Here is a 17,783-nt window from a genome sequence, read left to right on the forward strand (position 1 = left end):
CGTGCGATCCTACGGGGGCGAGGCTGGGAGGCGGGACGCGCCTCCTTCAGGTCGGGAGCCGTCACCGAGCCCGTCGCCTCAGACCGCCGAGTACGAGACGATGCCCCGTCGGACGGCGTCGAGCGCCCGGCGGGCGACGGGCCCGACCGGCAGGTCGGCGACCACCGAGAGCTGGTCGAGCAGGTCGATCGTCTGCTTCGTCCAGCGCACGAAGTCGCCCGCGGCCAGCTCGGCGTCCTCGAGGACGCTGTCGAGGTCGGCGCCCCGGGCCCAGCGGTGCATGGCGAGCGCGAGGCCGGGAGCCGGCGGGTTGCTGCCCGGCAGCCGGTGCTCCTGCTCGAGGTCGTCGAGCTCGGCCCACAGCTTCTGCGTCTCGTCGAGGGCCTCGCGGTACGCGCCGCGGGGCAGGAACCGTTCGCTGAGCTGCCCCTCGTCGCGTCGGGGCTCGTAGACCAGGGTGGCCGCCATGGCGGCCATCGACGGGACGTCGAGGGCGTCCCACAGGCCGAGCCGGAGGCTCTCGGCCACGAGCAGGTCGCGGTCGCCGTAGATGCGGCGGAGCGTCCGGCCCGTCGACGTGACCGCGACCTCGGCGGTGCGGTCGCCGCGACGGCCCGACGACGTGGGCGCGGCCGCGCCCGACGTCGACGACCGCGGGGCGGCCGGCTCGAGGTAGCCCCGGTCGAGCAGCACGTCGGTCACCCGGTCGAAGACCTTGGCCACGGCGCCCGTGCGGCCCCGGATCTGCGCCGAGAGCTGGTCGGTCTGCTTCTTGAGCTTCCACCAGCGCTCGGACCAGCGCGCGTGCTGCTCGCGCTCAGGGCACGCGTGGCAGGGGTGCTGGCGCAGCCGTCGACGCAGGTCGGCGAGCTGGCGCTGGCGACGGTCGTGCTCGGCCCGCGACTGCGAGTCCGCCCGGGCCGCGCCCTGCTTCTCGAGGTCGCCGAGCTCGCGGCGGATGGTCGTGTACTCGCCGAAGTCGCCGAGGTGGCACTGCATGCTGCGGGCGTAGCCGTCGAGGCTCTCTTGCTGGGTGCGGACCTTGCGCGCCAGGTCGACGACGGCACGGTCGGCCTGGAACTGCGCGAACGACGTCTCGAGGACCTCGCGCGTGCGGGACCGCCCGAACTGCTCGATGAGGTTGACGGCCATGTTGTACGTCGGCCGGAAGCTGGAGTTCATCGGGTAGGTGCGGCGGGAGGCGAGGCTCGCGACCGCCTGGGGGTCGAGGCCCTGCTGCCACTGGATCAGCGAGTGGCCCTCGACGTCGATGCCCCGGCGGCCGGCGCGGCCCGTGAGCTGCGTGTACTCCCCCGGCGTGATCGGCACCCGGGCCTCGCCGTTGAACTTCTCGAGCTTCTCGAGCACGACGGTGCGGGCCGGCATGTTGATGCCGAGGGCCAGGGTCTCGGTGGCGAAGACGACCTTGACGAGCTTCTTCTGGAAGAGCTCCTCGACCACCTCCTTGAAGGCGGGCAGCAGGCCCGCGTGGTGGGCGGCGACGCCGCGCTCGAGGCCGTCGAGCCACTGCCAGTAGCCGAGCACGGCGAGGTCCTCGTCGCGCAGGGTGCGGCACCGTGCCTCGACGATCTCGCGGATCTCCTGGCGCTGGTCGGCGGTGGTCAGTCGGATGCCCGACCGCAGCACCTGCTTGACGGCCTGGTCGCAGCCGACGCGGCTGAAGACGAAGAAGATCGCGGGCAGGAGGTTCTGGTCGTCGAGCATCTCGACGATCTTCCAGCGGTCGAGGCGGCCCTGGGCGTGCTGCGTGGGCGGCACGACGTGGCCGCGCGGGCCCCGACCGGAGAAACCGTCGCGACCGCCGCGCTCGCGCCGGCTGCCGCCTCCTCGGCGGGACAGCGACGTGGCGCGCAGCAGCTCGGGGTTGACCCGGTTCGTGGCTGCCTGGCCGCTCGAGTCGAAGAGGTCGAGGAACTTGCCGCCGACGAGCACGTGCTGGTCGAGGGGCACCGGGCGGTCCTCGGAGACGATGACGTCGGTGCCGCCGCGGACGGTCTGCAGCCAGTCGCCGAACTCCTCGGCGTTCGACACTGTGGCGCTGAGCGAGATGAGGCGGACGTCGAGGGGCAGGTGGATGATCACTTCTTCCCAGACGGCGCCGCGGAACCGGTCGGCCAGGAAGTGCACCTCGTCGAGCACGACGTAGCGGAGGTCGTCGAGCATCTCGGAGCCCGCGTAGATCATGTTGCGCAGCACCTCGGTCGTCATGACGACGATGCGGGCGCGGGAGTTCACGTTCGTGTCGCCCGTGAGCAGGCCGACCTCGGAGGCGCCGTACTCGGCCACCAGCTCTTGGAATTTCTGGTTGCTGAGCGCCTTCATCGGCGCCGTGTAGAAGACCTTGTCCCTCGGGTGCTGCATGGCGAGGTGGATGGCGAACTCGGCGACGAGGGTCTTGCCTGCCCCCGTCGGGGCCGCCACGAGCACGCTCGAGCCTTCTTCGACGGAGGCGCAGGCGGCCTCCTGGAAGGGGTCGAGCGAGAAGCCGAGCCGTGAGCGGAAGGACTGCAGCTGCGGCGTGCGCACCCGGGTCTTCGAGGCGGCGAAGCGGGCGGCCGGGCTGAGGTCGCTGCTGGTCATGGGGTCACCTTCCGGCGAGTTCGGCGTCGAGCGCGGCTGCTCGCTTGGCGACGCCGCGGTCGTGGATCCAGGCCACGCCCGCGGCGACGAAGTAGAGGACGACCATAGGGACGGCGAGGAGGAACATCGAGAAGATGTCGGCCGCGGGGGTCGCGATGGCCGTGAAGACGGTGATGAGGAGGATGGCGACGCGCCAGCCCTTGATGATGGCCTTCGCGCCGATGACGCCCACGAAGTTGAGCAGCACGAGGAACACGGGGAGCACGAAGGCGATGCCCACGGCGAGGATGAGCTTGAGGACGAAGTCGAAGTACTGCTTCGCGTCGATGATCGCGGCGTCCTGCTCGGAGACGAAGCCCGTGAGCACCCGCACGATGTTCGGGAGGACGTACACGCCGCTGAGGCAGCCCAGCAGGAACAGCGGGATCGCCGACCCGATGAACCCGACCGCGTAGAGCTTCTCGCGGCGGACGAGAGCCGGGACGATGAAGGCCCAGATCTGGTACAGCCACACGGGGCTGCTGAGGACGACGCCGACCGTGACGGCGATCTGCATGCGCAGGTCGAAGGAGCTCGTGATCTGGCCGTAGTTGAGCAGGGCCTCGTTCGCGTGGGCCCCGGCCATGGTGAGGACCGGGGCGCGGAGCAGGTCGAGCACCCACGTCGACACGAACCAGCCGGCGACGCTGGCGAGGATCAGCGCCAGGGCGGACCGGAAGAGGCGCTTGCGCAGCTCGACGAGGTGCGCGCCCAGGGACATGCGACCGTCGGCGGAGCGCTTCCTCGAGCCCCGCGGCGCCTGGTCGCCCTCGTCGGTGCCACGAGTCGTCGTCGTGGCCACGCGTCAGTTCTTCAGGTGGTCGTCGCCGCTGGTCGGGCGGACGGTCGGGGCGTCGGACGGACGGCGGGCGTCGTCGACCGACGTGGTGCGGTCGTGGACCGACGAGGAGCGCGTGACGTCGTCGTCGCCGGTCTTCTTGTCGTCGCTGATCTCGTTCTTGAAGATGCGCATCGACTGGGCGATGCTCTTCGCGAGGGCAGGCAGCTTGGGCGCGCCGAAGAGCAGCAGCACGATCGCCAGGACGAGGATCAGGTGCCAGCCGGTGAGGTTTCCGAGCATGAGGGGTGTCTCCTAGCGGGAAGGGGACGGCCAGTCTAACCCGCGGCCCGTCACCGGACCTGGTGACCCGGCCGACGTCGAACCACCGGGCCGCGCCCCGGGGACGCCCGCCCTCGGGTCAGCGCGCGTCAGTCGTCGTAGCGGGCCGCGGCCCCGGCGGCCCAGTCGGCCACGGCCTGCCGTGCCTCGTCGGGCGCCACCACGCGGGCGCGTCCGGGGAGCCCGCTCACGAGGCGCGCCACCGTGCCCACGTGGCCGACGCGGAGCGTCAGCCGGGCCCGGCCGTCGCCGGCGTCCTCGACGTCGACGGGACGGTAGTCGTCGAGCAGGGGCGCCGCGGCGGCGTCGATCTCGACCACGACGTCGAGGTCGTCGGGCGAGCCCTCGAAGAAGCCGTCGGGCAGCGAGAGGTCGGAGGCGCGGTGCGTGATGCGCACGTCGGTGAGGGCGGGCGACGCGATGCGGTCCAGGCGGAACGTGCGCAGCGCCTCCCTCAGGTGGTCCCAGCCGCGCAGGTACCAGTCGGCGTCGAGCGACTCGACCCGCAGCGGGTCGACCCGTCGACGCTCGACCAGGCCTCGGACCCCCGCGTAGTCGAACTCGAGCTGCACGCCGCGCTCGACGGCCTCCCGGACGAGCGCAAGGACCTCGCTGGTCTCGTCCTGCGCGACGGCCACCTGGCTGGGCTCGCCCGAGGCCCCGCGGGACAGCTTCGACATGAGGGAGGCGACCGCGCCCCGGTCGGCGTTCTCGGGCAGCGACGAGAGGTACTGCAGGCCGGCGATCAGCGCGGCGGCCTCGCGGGCCGAGAACCGTGGGGTGTCGTCGATGGCGACGAGGTTCGTGAGGACGATCACGTCGTTCTGCTCGAAGTCGTCCCAGGCGATGTCGAACAGGTCGGCGTGCTGGTACTGGGCGGTGTCGCCCGGGATGCCGGAGACCGCGATCAGCTCGACGGCGCGCCGGATGTCGGCGACGCCCACGCCGAAGTGCGCCGCGGCCTCGGCGACGCTCACCCGCTCGTGGTCGATGAGCCACGGCACGAGCGAGAGGAGGAACGCGAGCTTGTCGGTCGCGTGGAGCGACGGGCGGCGGTCGGTCACGAGGCGTCTCCCCCGATGCCGGAGCCGGAGGCGGCCGCGTGGTCGGAGGCCAGGTCGCGGAGGCGGTCGGCGACCAGGGCGCGGAGCTCGGCGGGCGCGAGCACGACGACCTCGGGACCGAATGCGGTCAGTTCTTCGGCGAGGACCTGGCGGTCGCTGTAGTGGACGACGAGCACGTCGTCGTCGCCGACCACGGTGCCGCGGCGCTTGCCGAGCCGGGTGCGGGCGTCCGAGCCCGGCACGGCGCGGACGGTGGCCGTGTTCTGCTCCCACAGGCGGTCGAGGCCCTCGAGGGCCGAGTCCGCCGTGGCGTCGGCGGGGCGCGGGAACGACCTCGAGGTCACCGTCACGGGGCCGACGATGCGCGACAGCAGGAAGTTCTTGCGCGACGAGGTGTCGGGCTCGACGACCGACACCATCCACCGGCCCATGTGCTGGACGAGGGCGAAGGGCGCCACCTCGCGGCGCCGGGGCGCGTCCTCGCCGGGCTTGAGGTAGTCGAACCGGACGACGACGCCGCGGTCGAGGGCGGTGCGGAGCGGCTCGAACGCCGCGTCGCGACTGCGCACGCGCGGCGCGTAGTCGAGCTCGGGGACGCTCGCGGCGCCTCCCAGGGACCGCAGCTTGAGCAGGGCCCGCCGGGACTCGGCCGACAGGGTGCCCTCGCGCCAGACCATGCCCGCGAGCGTCAGCAACGCCGTCTCCTCCGGCGAGAACGAGATGTCGAGCGGCAGCTCGTAGTCGCCCCGCAGGATGCGGTAGCGGAGGAGGTGGTTGTCGCCGGCCGCGGACGGGTCGTCCACCGTCTCGAGCGGGACGCCGAGCTCGCGGATGTCGTCCTTGTCGCGCTCGAACTGCCGCTCGAGGGCGGCGTTGTCTCCCCCGGAGACGTACTTCTGCCGGTAGCCCTGGACCGTGGACAGGATCTCGGTCTTGGTGAGGCCCGCATCGGTGGCGAGAAGGGCGAGGACCAGGCTGAACAGGCGTTCCTCGACGGGGATGCGCGGAGCGCGGACGGCGGCCACGGCTCGATCCTAGGACACGCCCGCGAGGCCGGCGGCCCCGCGGACGGGGAGCCGGGTCGACGCGGCGCGGCGGCTCAGAGGGCGCCCAGGAGGTCGAAGACGTAGACGAGGGGCGACGGGGTGCCCGCGGCCTCGTCGGCGGGCACGACGACCATCACCTGGGAGCCGATCGTCGCGCCCACCAGGGCGTCGCGGATCGAGTCGGGGATCTGGGCGTCGCCGAGCGGGAGGGACGTGGCCGCACCGCCGTTCGTCCACGACGAGGTCGCGACGGTCGACGGGGAGTCCCACGTGACGGCGGTGAACTGCACGACGGCCGTGTCGTCGGCGGTCAGCTCACGGCCGGAGCCGTCGAGGACGAGGTGCGACTCGGGCGACGTCGGGGCGGCGGACGCGGGCACGGTGATGCCCGGGGCGCCGTTCGGCGCGGTGACGACGGCGGGCATGCCCTGCTCGCCGAGCACGTGACGGCCGTTCGCCTTCGGCAGGAACGACTGGCGGATGTCGACGACGGCGACGTAGGCCGCGTCGGGCGAGTCGTCCGCCTCGCCGGCGCCGCCGTTGACCGACGCCGAGAGCTCGGAGGCCTTGATCGCCACGGCCACGCGCGAGCCGACCCGGGAGCACTCGAGGGCGGAGGCGAGCGGGGCCAGGGCGTTGCCGCCCACCGTGATGGGGCTGTTCAGGCTGCCGTCGTAGCCGCTGTCCTCGACCTCGGCGCCCGTGGTGCCGTCGTAGAGCGTGTAGTCGATGAGCACCGGCGTGCCCTCGACGACCTCGTCGCCGTCGCCCTCGATCAGGGTGGAGACCTGGGTCTCGGTCGTGACGATCGGGCTGGGCACCTTCGCGTCGGGCTTCTCGCCGAACGCGCCGGTCGCCGTGACGACGGAGGCCGCGTCGCCCGTGGGCGGGCAGCCGGCTGCTCCCGGTGCGGGGGTCGTCGCGCACGCCGTCAGCGAGGCGAGCAGGCCGACGGTCACGACGAGGGCGGAGATCTTGCGCACGGGGACTTCTTCCTGGGGCTGCGGCCGGGGCCGCGACTGGCGGGTCGCTGGTGATGCGGACGACAGCTTAGTGCGGGCCGTCCGTGGGGCCGGACAGCGGGCCGGGGCCCTGTGCGGCGCCGGGGGACTCGTCGGCAGCGGCGCCGTCGGCGAGGCTCTCGGTCGCGGCGATCGCGCTGTCGGCCGCGGACCGGGCCTGGCGGGCGGTCTTGCGGAGCTTCTTGTCGCTCGCCGTCCGGTCGCCGAGCGCGCCGGGCGTCCACAGCTCGACGTCCTCGTCCGAGAAGTCGGACTTCGACGGGCGGCGCTTGAGCTGGGGCAGCACGGCCCCGGGAGCCAGCCGACGCGCCGTGATGAGGAACCCGGTGTGCCCGATCATGCGGTGGTCGGGCCGGACGGCCAGGCCCTCGACGTGCCAGCCGCGGACGAGCGTCTCCGAGGCGTCGGGCTCGGTGAACTGGCCGGAGGCGCGCAGGGCCTCGGCCACGCGGGAGAGCTGCGTCGCCGTGGCGACGTAGCAGATCACGAGCCCGCCCGGCGTGAGGGCGGCGGCGGTCTCGTCGACGCACTCCCACGGGGCGAGCATGTCGAGCACGACGCGGTCGGCGGTGCCGTCGGGCACGACGGCGGCGAGCTCGTCGACGAGGTCGCCGACCGTGACCGTCCAGTTCTGCGGCTCGGCGCCGAAGAAGCTGGTGACGTTGCCCTGGGCGACGTCGGCGAACTCCTGGCGGCGCTCGAAGGAGGCGAGCCGCCCCTCCGGCCCGATCGCCCGCAGCAGCCACAGCGACAGGGCGCCCGAGCCCACGCCGGCCTCGACGACGGTCGCCCCGGGGAAGATGTCCGCGAACGCGACGATCTGCGCCGCGTCCTTCGGGTAGACGATGGCCGCGCCGCGGGGCATGGACATGACGAAGTCGCTGAGCAGGGGGCGGAGCGCCAGGTACTCGTCGCCGGTGGTGCTCGCGACGACCGACCCGTCGGGCAGGCCGACGAGGTCGTCGTGGGCGATCATGCCGCGGTGGGTGTGGAACACGGCGCCGGGGGTGAGCACGACGGTGTTCATCTTGCCCTTGGGCCCGGTGAGCTGGACCTTGTCGCCCTCGAGGAACGGGCCGGACTGTCGGCGGGTGGCGCTCATGGTGCTGCTGCTCTCTGTCGGAGCCCGGGGTCGGGCCTCGGTGCGGGCGGGGACGGCGCGGGGCGCCGCGGGTCAGGAATCGCTGGTGTGCGCCTCGCGGGCACGTCGGCCCGCGGCGTGCATCTCGCGCAGGTCGGCCAGGCCGACCCCGACGAGGGTGTCGCGGCGCACGTAGCCGGCGTCGTCGGCGAGCGGGGCCGCGTGCTCCACGCCGAGGGCCACGGCACCGGCGGCGACGGCCGACGCGAGGCCCGGCACGCTGTCCTCGATCGCGACGCAGTCGACGACGTCGACCCCGAGCAGCTCGGCGCCGCGCAGGTACGCCTCGGGGTGGGGCTTGCTGTGCTCGACCTCGTCGCCCGCCACGACCGCGTCGAAGGAGTCGTCGCCGATGGCGTCGACCATGAACTGGGCCATCCGGCGGATCGACATCGTGACGAGGGCGGTCGGCACCCCGGCCGCGCGGAGCTCGGCGAGGAGCTCGCGGGCCCCCGGGCGCCACGGCACGTGCTCGGCGCACCGCGTCAGCACCTCGGTGGTGAGGCGGTCGATGATGTCGTCCTCGGGCAGGTCGACCCCGTGCTGCTGCAGCACGCGGGCCGAGTGCCAGAGGCCGGAGCCGATGAGGGTGTCGCCCTGTTCCTTGGTCCAGGTGCCCCCGAAGGAGGCGACGAGGTCGACCTGGGACTCGAACCAGTAGGGCTCGGTGTCGACGAGGGTTCCGTCCATGTCCCAGAGGACGGCGGCAGGCAGGAGGTCGGTCACGGGGCACGAGTCTACGGGAGCGGTCCCGCGGTCCGTGCGGGCGCCTCCTCGGGTCGCCGGCCGTGCGGGGCCCCGCCGCCCGGGCGACGAGGGGCGGCTATCGTGGAGGACGAGACGCCGGGGACCGTGCCCGGCCGGTGAGGATCCCGTGTCCGGTGATGACGCAGTGCCCGACGAGGCCACGCCCGACGAGGCGACGCCCGACGAGGCGACGCCCGACGAGGCGACGCCCGACGAGTCGACGGCCCTAGGGGCGCGTCCCGACGGCGTGGGCGCTCCCGGCCCGGCGTCGGCGCGGCCGGCCCGGGCGTTCGGCGCGGGGCGACTGCTCGTGGTCGCCTTCGAGGGCTGGAACGACGCCGGCGAGGCCGCCAGCGGCGTCGCCCGCAGCATCGTCGACACCCTGGCGCTCGAGCCCGTGGCCGAGCTCGACGGCGAGCGGTACATCGACTACCAGTTCAACCGGCCCCAGGTCGGCTACGACGACGACGGCGAGCGGGCCCTGGTCTGGCCGCGCATCCAGCTGCACGCCTCCCCCGTGGTCGCCTCGACGCCGGCGGGTCCGCCGCTCGGCGGCGACCCCGACGTGCTCGTGCTGCTCGGGGCCGAGCCCTCGCGCAGCTGGCGGGGGTTCGCGGCGGAGGTCGTCGACCTCGTCGACGTGCACGACGTGTCGGCCGTGGTGTTCCTCGGCGCCATGCTCGCCGACGTGCCGCACACGCGCCCCATCTCGGTCTTCGTCAGCAGCGACGACGAGGAGGTGCGGGGCGAGCTGGGCCTGGAGCGCAGCACCTACGAGGGCCCCGTCGGCATCCTGTCCGTGCTGGGCGACGCCGTCGAGACGGCCGGCGTGCCGACGGTCTCGATCTGGGCCCAGGTGCCGCACTACGTGCACGCCGCGCCCTCGCCGAAGGCCACGCTCGCGCTCATCGAGAAGCTCGACGAGGTCGCCGGGGTGAGCATCCCCCGCGGCGACCTCGAGGCCGAGTCCGCGGCGTGGGAGCAGGGCATCGACGCCCTCGCCTCGGACGACGACGACATGGCCGGCTACATCGAGCAGCTCGAGCAGGCGCGCGACACCGTCGACTCCCCCGAGGCCAGCGGCGAGGCGATCGCCGAGGAGTTCGAGCGCTACCTCCGGCGCAACGACGGCAAGGGCCCGGACGACCCGAGGATGCCGCCCGCCCCCTAGGGGCGACGGAGCGGCCGCGCCGTCAACGACGGCGCCAGGCCTGGCCGAGCGACGTCGTGCCGCCGGTGCGGAGCAGCGACCCCTCGTAGAGCCGCGCCGCCGCGAGCACGACGACCACGGCGCACCCCGCGAGCAGGGCCAGCGCGACGAGGGGCTGCCAGACGGGCACGCCGCCCTCGACGACCATGCGCACCGGCATCGCCACCGGGGCGCTGAACGGGACGAACGACAGCGCCGTGAGGGCCGGCCCCGGCGCGTCGACGAAGACCGTGGCGAAGAACGGCAGCATGACGAGCAGCTGCACCGGCGTCGTGGTGGAGCCGAGGTCCTCGATGCGGGAGACGAGGGCGCCGGCGACGGCCCACAGCCCGGCAAGCAGGAGGAACCCGGCGACGAAGAACGGCACGTACCAGCCGACCGCGGCGGACAGCGCCGGGAGGAGGTCGGCGGGCAGCGCGTCGGCCCGCCCCGTCAGGGCCAGGCCGCCGAGCGCCACCGTCGCGAGCACCGCGGTCTGCGCGATCGCCAGGGCCCCGGCGCCGAGCACCTTGCCGGCGAGGAGGGTGCGCACGGGAACGGCCGCCACGAGGATCTCGACGACGCGGGTCTGCTTCTCCTCGACGACGCTCTGGGCGATGCTGAGGCCGAACAGCAGCGACGTCGTCATGAACAGGACGCCGAACGCCAGCGGCGCGAAGACCGTCACGAGGGGGTCGGCGTCGGCGGGCTCGAGCAGCTCGACGGGCGACGCCTGGCTGGTGCCGAGCACGAGCGAGGACGAGACCGACTCGAGCCCGACGACCCGCAGGCCCGTCGGCGACGCGTCGTCGGGGAGCACGGCGGCGTCGACGTCGCCCGAGCGGACGGCCGCGGTCGCGTCGTCGGCGGTGCCGACGGTGACGGCCTCGGCGCCGGCGGCCTCGACGGCGGCGGCCGAGGAGGCGTCGAGCACGGCCACCCGGTCGGGCCCGCCGGCGAGCAGCACCGGCACGACGAGCGCGGCGGCGATGAGCACGAGCATGACGACGCCGCTGACGACGAAGGCCCGGTCACGGAGCTTGACCGCCATCTCGCGCCGGGCGACCACCCAGACGAGGCCGCGCGCGGCGGGCCGGTCGGCGCCCGTCACCGCACGACCTCGTCGAAGATCTCGGCGAGCCGGGGCAGGACGGGGTGGAAGGCCCGCACGGGCCCGCGCCGCAGCCCGGCCGCCAGCACGGCCTGGTCGTCGACGCCGGGCGCCAGCTCGACGAGGGCCTCGGGCCCGTCGAGCTCGACGACGGTGACGCCGGGCTCGTCGCGCAGCCAGCCCGCGTCGTCGTCGACCACGACGCTCCACCGGGCCCGCGCGAAGCGGGCACGGAGCTCCTCTCGCGTGCCCGCCGCGCGGACCGTCCCCTCGGCGATGACCACGAGGTCGTCGCAGAGGCGCTCCACGACGTCGAGCTGGTGGCTCGAGAACAACACGGGCACGCCGGCGGCGGCCTGCTCGCGCAGCACGGCGACGACCACGTCGACGGCGAGGGGGTCGAGGCCCGAGAACGGCTCGTCGAGCACGAGCACGAGCGGCTCGTGCACGAGCGCGGCGGCGATCTGGACGCGCTGCTGGTTGCCGAGCGAGAGGGAGTCCAGCCGATCGCGGGCGCGGTCGCCGAGGCCCAGCCGGTCGAGCACCTCGAGGGCCCGGCGCCGCGCCGTCGCACGCCCGACCCCGTGCAGGCGTGCGAGGTAGACGAGCTGCGCGAGCACCGTCATCTTCGGGTACAGGCCCCTCTCCTCGGGCATGTAGCCGAAGCGGCGGCGGACGTCGTCGCCGAGCGGCCGGCCGTCCCACCGGACCTCGCCCGAGTCGGCCGCGAGCACGCCGAGCACGATCCGCATCGTCGTGGTCTTGCCGGCGCCGTTCGCGCCGACGAAGCCCGTCAGGCGCCCCTCGGCGACGCCGAACGAGACCCCGTCGAGGGCGGTGCGGTCGCCGAACGACCGACGGACCTGGTCGAGCTCGAGCACGGGGCCTCCCTCCGGGCGGCACCGGGGCGGCCCGTCGTCGACGGCGCGCGTCGGCCGTCGGCACCAGCGTAGGAGGCGGTGGTCGCGCCGTGCCTCCCGCCCACGGCCCGGCGCGTCCTCGCCCGCCCGGCGGAGGTCGACGGCGGGCTCCGGCGCACGGGCCTCGGCGCACCGGTGCCGTCAGCGCACCGCGTCCCCCGGGACGACCACCCCGTTCTCGTAGGCGAAGACCACGGCCGCCGTGCGGTCGCGGAGGTCGAGCTTGGCGAGGACGTTCGAGACGTGGGTCTTCACGGTCGCCTCGCCGAGGTACAGCTCACGGGCGATCTCGGCGTTCGAGCGACCCGCGGCCATGCGGTCGAGCACCTCGCGTTCGCGCTCGGTCAGGGCCGCCAGCCGCGGGCTCGGGACGATCGGCGACGCGGCGGCGTCGGCGAGGGCGGCCGAGACGACGCTGCGGGTCAGCTCCGGCGCGAGCAGGGCGTCGCCGCGGTGGACGACGGCGACGGCGGCGATCAGGTCCTCCGGGCTCGAGGTCTTGAGCAGGAAGCCGCTCGCGCCGGCGCGCAGGGCGCGGAACAGGTACTCGCCGCGGCCGAAGGTCGTCAGCACGAGCACGGCCGGGCCGCCCGGCGACGCGGCCTCGAGGATGCGGCGGGTGGCCTCGATGCCGTCGACGCCCGGCATCTCGACGTCCATCACGATGACGTCGGGCCGGGTCGCGGCGGCCGCGGCGACGGCCTCGAGGCCGTCGCGCGCCTCGCCGACGACCACGACGTCGGGGGCGGTGTCGAGGATGATGCGGAAGCCCGCCCGGACCAGGTCCTGGTCGTCGGCGAGGAGCACGCGCACCGGCCGACGCGCCGCCCGGTCGGCGGGGTCGCGCGTGGCGTCGACGGGGGCGTGCGGATCGTGCGGCACATCGGGCGCGTGGGGCACGTCGGGCAGGTCGTTCACGGCGTCGGGGCCTCTCCGTGGTCGGGACGACGGGCGTCGCCCGCCGGGTCGAGGGTGCGGGCGGCGGGGAGGACGGCCCGGACGCGGTAGCCGCCCCGACGACGGGGACCGACGTGCAGCTCGCCGCCGTGCAGGTCGACGCGCTCGCGCATGCCCCGCTGGCCGAGGCCGGAGCCCGTGGGCGCCCCGGCGGTCGAGCCCGTGCCGGAGCCCAGGCCGTCGTCCGTCACCTCGACCTCGACCGCCCGGTCGCGGAACCGCAGGCGGACCTCGGCGACGCCCGCCGACGCGTGCTTCAGGGTGTTGGTCAGCGCCTCCTGCGCGACGCGGAAGAGCGTGACGCCGACGCTGTCCGGGACGTCGAAGCGCTCGCCGTGGGTGCTGAAGCGCACGTCGAGCCCGAGGCGGCGGGTCTCGGCCACGAGCCCCGGCAGGGCGGCGAGCCCCGTCGGGCCGTGCGGTGCGGCGTCGTCGCGGTCGCGCAGCACGGTGACGAGGCGGTCGAGCTCGTCGACGGCGGTGCGCGCGGTCGACTCGACGGCGCTGAGCGCGCCGCTGGCGATCTCGGGCCGGTCGAGCGTGCGTCGTGCCGCGCCCGCCTGGATCCCGATGACGGCGACGTGGTGCGCGACGACGTCGTGCAGCTCGCGGGCGATGCGCGTGCGCTCCTCGCCGATGGCCCGGTCGGCCACGAGCTCCTGGGCCGCGCGGAGGTCGACCCCCGCGCGCTCGAGGGCGTGGCGGCGGACGGCCGAGACACGGGAGGCCCGGCCGGACCAGACGGCGGCGAGGAAGAACAGCAGGTTGAGGACGAACGAGTACACGACGTCGGCCACGGTCGCCACGGGCACCGGCTCGTCGAGCGGGAACTCCCCCAGCACGGCGACGCCGAGCCACGCGAGCACGGCGGCCGTGACGAGGGTGCTGCCGACCAGGGCGCGTCGGCCCGAGCGCGCCCAGGCGTTCGCCGTGTGGATGGCGAGGAACTCGACGACGGACGGCGTGAGCGCGTCCGGGTAGCCCCGCAGCTGGCTGAGGACGAACACGGCGCTGACGACGGCCATGACGGAGACCGGCGCCCGACGTCGGACCGCGAGGGGCGCGCACAGGGCGACGAGCCACGCGACCGACTCGGACAGCGGCGCGACGGGGGCGTCCGTGCCCTCGGCGGCCATCGACGCCAGCCAGAGCGTCAGCAGCCCGAGCCCGAACAGGCCGGCCGCGAGCCAGGCGTCGCCCCGGGCCTGCCGACGGGTCAGGGCGCCCCGGTGGGGCACGGTCTCGTCGTGGTCGGCGGGGCAGTCGGGGGCGGACACACCGATCAGTATGTCAGGAGCGACGTGTCGCGAGCCTTCGTCACGATCGAGGAGGCGGCGGTGCGTCAGCGCCGCAGGTCCACCCCCAGCAGCGCGTCCACCGCGTCCACGTCGACCCGCGTCGCCGGCCGTCCGGCCGCCACGTGGTCGTCGACGGCCCGGATCGCCCGCGGCGTGTCGAGGTCGTCGGCGAGGGCTCCGCGCAGGGCGGCCAGGAGGGGCGTCGCACTGCCGCCGGGCTCGTCCTCGGCCGCACCTGCGGCCCAGGCGGCCCAGCGGGCGAGGCGCGCCTCGGCGGCGGCGAGGTCGCCGTCGAGCCACTCCCAGTCGGACCGCCAGTGGTGGGCCGTGATGGCCAGCCGCACGGCCCGGGCGTCGTGGCCGGCCGAGACCAGCTCGCTCACCTTGACGAGGTTGCCGAGCGACTTGCTCATCTTCTCGCCCTGGTACGCCACCATGCCGCTGTGCGCCCACTGGCGGGCAGACGGCGCACCCGTGACGGACTCGGCGTGCGCCGTGCTCATCTCGTGGTGGGGGAACACCAGGTCGCTGCCGCCGCCCGCCACGGTCGCGGTCCCGCCGAGGTGCTGCTCGGCGATGACCGTGCACTCGATGTGCCACCCGGGCCGACCGGGGCCGACCGAGGTCGGCCAGGACGGCTCGTCGGCCCGGGCCGCGCGCCAGAGGAGCGGGTCGAGGGGATCGCGCTTGCCGGCTCGGCCGGGGTCTCCCCCGCGCTCGGCGAAGAACCGCGCCATGGTCTCGGCGTCGTACCGGCTCTCGAGGCCGAGGTGCCACGAGGTGTCCCGCTCGGCGCCGCGGACGTCGAAGTAGACGTCGTCGCCGTCCGTCGAGTCCGGGGTGTCGACCCGGTAGGCCACGCCGGCGTCGAGCAGGCCGGCGACCGCGTCGGCCACGTCGCCCACGACGTCGGTGACCGCGACGTAGTGCTCGGGCGGCACGACGGACAGGTGCTGCATGTCGGACCGGAACAGGTCGGTCTGCGAGGCCGCGAGGGCCCGCCAGTCGACCCCGGTCGCCGTGGCGCGCTCGAGCAGCGGGTCGTCGACGTCGGTGGTGTTCTGGGCGTACACGACCCGGAGGCCGGCGTCGCGCCAGACCCGGACGAGCGAGTCGAACGCGAGGTACGTCGACGCGTGCCCGAGGTGCGTCGCGTCGTAGGGCGTGATTCCGCACACGTACAGGGTCGCGACGCCGTCGACGGGCCGGGTCGTCACGAGGGAGGCGGTGGCCGTGTCCCACAGGACGGGCAGCGGACCGTCGCCCGGCAGCGCCGGGACCGCGGGCGCGTCCCAGGCCCTCACGCGGCCACCACGCCCGTGCCGAGCAGGACCAGCAGGACGCCGCCGAGCAGGATGCGGTACACGACGAAGGGCAGGAAGCTGCGCTTCGAGATGTAGTTCATGAAGAAGGCGATGACGACGAACCCGACGACGAAGGCGACCACCGTCGCCGCGAGGGTCTCGCCGAGCGAGTAGGGGCCCGGCTCGCTGAAGCTCTGGACGAGCTCGAAGAGGCCGCTCCCGAAGACCGCGGGCACGGCGAGCAGGAACGAGAACCGCGCCGCGGCCGGACGCGTGTAGCCGAGGCTCAGCGCGGCGGTCGTCGTGGCGCCCGACCGCGAGACGCCGGGGAACAGCGCCAGCACCTGGGCGACGCCGACGGCGATGCCGTGGCCGTAGGTCATCTCGTCGAAGCGGGCCTGCTTCTTGCCGAGACGGTCGGCGAGGCCGAGCAGCACGCCGAAGACGATCAGCACGATCGCGACGATCCAGAGCGAGCGGAAGACGGTGCGGATGTACTCCTGCGCGAAGTAGCCCACCAGGACGATCGGGACCGTCCCGATGATGACGAGCCAGCCCATGCGCACGTCGGGGTCGGTGCGCGGGATCCTGCCGGTGACGCCCTGGAACCAGCGCGTGACGATCCGCCTGATGTCGCCCCAGAAGTAGATGACGACGGCGAGCTCGGTGCCGAGCTGCGTGATCGCGGTGAACGTCGCCCCGGGGTCGAACGCCGCGGCGCCGTCGGGGTCGGAGAAGAACAGGCCGACGAGCCGCAGATGGGCGCTCGACGAGATGGGGAGGAACTCCGTCAGGCCCTGGACGAGGCCGAGCAGGAGTGCCTGGAGGAGATGCTCCACGCGTGGTGCCCTTCTGGTGGGGGTGTCAGTAGGTCGCCAGGAGGTCCCGGAGGACGCGACTGCCAAAGGCTAGTGCGTCGAGCGGGACCCGCTCGTCGACCCCGTGGAACATCGCCGGGAAGTCCATGTCCTGCCCCAGCCGCAGCGGGGCGAAGCCGTAGCCGGCGATCCCCAGCAGGCTCAGCGCCTTGTTGTCGGTGCCGCCCGACAGCAGGTACGGCAGGACGGGCGCACCCGGGTCGTGCCGCTGCAGGGTGGCCGTGATCGACTCGACGAGGTCGCCCGAGAAGGGCGTCTCGAGCCCGATGTCGGTGTGGACGGTCTCGATCTCGACGTCGTCGCCGACGAGCTCGCGCACCTGGGCGAGGACCGCTTCCTCCTGGCCGGGCATGCAGCGGATGTCGACCCGCGCCTCCGCCGTGTCGGGGACGACGTTGTGCTTGTAGCCCGCCGTCAGCATCGTCGGGTTCGTCGTCGTGCGCAGCGAGCCGCGGATGAACCCCTGCGCCGTCCCGGTGTGCAGCACGAGCTCGTCGGGCGCGGTCTGCGTCACGTCGACGTCGAGGATGCGCGCGACCTCGCCCAGCAGCGCCGTCGTCGTCTCGGTGAGGGCGATGGGCCACTCCTGACGGCCGAGGGCCGCGACGGCCTCGGCGAGCCGGGTCACCGCGTTGGCCCGGATCATCTGCGAGCCGTGGCCCGCGGTGCCGCGCGTGCGGAGCGTGATCCAGATCAGCGCCTTCTCGCCCGTCTGCAGCAGGTACGAGCGACGCCCGTCGATGTAGGTCGAGTAGCCGCCCACCTCGCTGATGGCCTCGGTCGCGCCCGCGAACAGCTCGGGGTGCTCCTTCACGAGGAAGTGCGAGCCGAGCACTCCCCCGGCCTCCTCGTCGGCGAAGAAGCCGACGACGAGGTCGCGGGCGGGGCGCTCGCCGGAGCGGAGGATGTCGCCGAGCGAGGTCAGCATCATCGCGTCCATGTTCTTCATGTCGACGGCGCCGCGGCCCCAGAGCATGTCGTCCTTCACGACGCCGGCGAACGGGTCGACCGACCAGTTCGCCGGGTCGGCGGGCACGACGTCGAGGTGGCCGTGGACGACGAGGCCCGGCTTCGCCCGGTCGGCGCCCTCGACGCGGGCGACCACGCTGACGCGGCCCGGCTCGGACTCGAAGAGCTGCGGCTCGAGGTCGAGCGCCCGCAGGGCCTCGGCCACGTACTCGGCCGCGTCCGCCTCGCCCTCGGACCGGCCGCCTCCGTAGTTGGAGGTGTCGAAGCGGATCAGGTCGCGCGCGATGACGGCCGTCTCGTCGAGGTCGTGGTGGTCCGGCTGCGATGCGCTCGTCGTCATGCCGTCCACGGTACCCGGCGTCCGCCTCCTGCCCGTG

16 protein-coding genes are annotated in these 17,783 nt (G+C 74.0%); 1 reads left to right on the plus strand and 15 read right to left on the minus strand.

The features are described 5' to 3' along the window. Positions 1-78 precede the first annotated feature (78 nt). From FHR78_RS00370 to FHR78_RS00405, 8 genes are all read right to left on the minus strand, one after another. Positions 79-2,601: a DEAD/DEAH box helicase gene (locus FHR78_RS00370; RefSeq protein WP_166758571.1), complete on the minus strand. Its 2,523-nt coding sequence runs from the start codon at positions 2,599-2,601 to the stop codon at positions 79-81. A 4-nt stretch (positions 2,602-2,605) separates the two neighbouring features. Next, positions 2,606-3,442, minus strand: coding sequence for a twin-arginine translocase subunit TatC (gene tatC, locus FHR78_RS00375; protein WP_347877983.1), 837 nt, complete (start codon positions 3,440-3,442; stop codon positions 2,606-2,608). Between the two features lie 3 nt (positions 3,443-3,445). Then, positions 3,446-3,721, minus strand: a complete 276-nt coding sequence (tatA, locus tag FHR78_RS00380; protein WP_166758572.1) for a twin-arginine translocase TatA/TatE family subunit — start codon at positions 3,719-3,721, stop codon at positions 3,446-3,448. A gap of 128 nt (positions 3,722-3,849) precedes the next feature. After that, a complete protein-coding gene (locus tag FHR78_RS00385; RefSeq protein ID WP_166758573.1) occupies positions 3,850-4,824 on the minus strand; it encodes a WYL domain-containing protein in 975 nt (324 codons plus the stop codon). Beyond that, the gene (locus tag FHR78_RS00390; protein ID WP_347877984.1) at positions 4,821-5,849 is read right to left on the minus strand and encodes a helix-turn-helix transcriptional regulator; all 1,029 of its coding nucleotides are present in this window, start codon (positions 5,847-5,849) and stop codon (positions 4,821-4,823) included. Before FHR78_RS00390 ends, FHR78_RS00385 begins: the two co-directional genes overlap by 4 nt. A gap of 74 nt (positions 5,850-5,923) precedes the next feature. Beyond that, on the minus strand, positions 5,924-6,853 hold the full coding sequence (locus FHR78_RS00395) for an FKBP-type peptidyl-prolyl cis-trans isomerase (RefSeq protein ID WP_166758574.1): 930 nt from the start codon (positions 6,851-6,853) through the stop codon (positions 5,924-5,926). Between the two features lie 67 nt (positions 6,854-6,920). After that, positions 6,921-7,994 (minus strand): tRNA (adenine-N1)-methyltransferase, encoded by a 1,074-nt coding sequence (locus FHR78_RS00400; RefSeq protein ID WP_166758575.1) that lies wholly within the window; start codon positions 7,992-7,994, stop codon positions 6,921-6,923. Between the two features lie 72 nt (positions 7,995-8,066). Beyond that, positions 8,067-8,759, minus strand: coding sequence for an HAD family hydrolase (locus tag FHR78_RS00405; RefSeq protein WP_347877985.1), 693 nt, complete (start codon positions 8,757-8,759; stop codon positions 8,067-8,069). A 268-nt stretch (positions 8,760-9,027) separates the two neighbouring features. Between FHR78_RS00405 and FHR78_RS00410 the strand changes: the two genes are divergently transcribed. Then, positions 9,028-9,951 carry a PAC2 family protein gene (locus FHR78_RS00410; protein ID WP_166759625.1) on the plus strand — a complete coding sequence of 308 codons (924 nt, stop codon included), beginning with the start codon at positions 9,028-9,030 and terminating at the stop codon, positions 9,949-9,951. A gap of 22 nt (positions 9,952-9,973) precedes the next feature. Here FHR78_RS00410 and FHR78_RS00415 read toward each other — a convergent pair whose 3' ends face one another. From FHR78_RS00415 to FHR78_RS00445, 7 genes are all read right to left on the minus strand, one after another. Next, positions 9,974-11,080, minus strand: a complete 1,107-nt coding sequence (locus FHR78_RS00415) for an ABC transporter permease (protein WP_208392731.1) — start codon at positions 11,078-11,080, stop codon at positions 9,974-9,976. Next, entirely contained in the window at positions 11,077-11,961 is an 885-nt protein-coding gene (locus FHR78_RS00420; protein WP_166758576.1) for an ATP-binding cassette domain-containing protein, read from the minus strand. Before FHR78_RS00420 ends, FHR78_RS00415 begins: the two co-directional genes overlap by 4 nt. 180 nt (positions 11,962-12,141) lie before the next feature. Further along, entirely contained in the window at positions 12,142-12,813 is a 672-nt protein-coding gene (locus tag FHR78_RS00425; RefSeq protein ID WP_347878078.1) for a response regulator transcription factor, read from the minus strand. 101 nt (positions 12,814-12,914) lie between these two features. Beyond that, entirely contained in the window at positions 12,915-14,234 is a 1,320-nt protein-coding gene (locus tag FHR78_RS00430; protein ID WP_166758577.1) for a histidine kinase, read from the minus strand. A gap of 65 nt (positions 14,235-14,299) precedes the next feature. After that, a complete protein-coding gene (gene mshC, locus FHR78_RS00435) occupies positions 14,300-15,559 on the minus strand; it encodes a cysteine--1-D-myo-inosityl 2-amino-2-deoxy-alpha-D-glucopyranoside ligase (RefSeq protein ID WP_166758578.1) in 1,260 nt (419 codons plus the stop codon). Beyond that, positions 15,556-16,398, minus strand: coding sequence for an undecaprenyl-diphosphate phosphatase (locus FHR78_RS00440; protein WP_166758579.1), 843 nt, complete (start codon positions 16,396-16,398; stop codon positions 15,556-15,558). The genes mshC and FHR78_RS00440 overlap by 4 nt, the downstream gene beginning before the upstream one ends. 25 nt (positions 16,399-16,423) lie before the next feature. Beyond that, positions 16,424-17,746, minus strand: a complete 1,323-nt coding sequence (locus tag FHR78_RS00445) for a M20/M25/M40 family metallo-hydrolase (protein ID WP_166758580.1) — start codon at positions 17,744-17,746, stop codon at positions 16,424-16,426. Between the last annotated feature and the right edge of the window lie 37 nt (positions 17,747-17,783).

This window comes from Frigoribacterium faeni, from assembly GCF_011761235.1.
GTDB lineage: Bacteria > Actinomycetota > Actinomycetes > Actinomycetales > Microbacteriaceae > Frigoribacterium > Frigoribacterium faeni_A.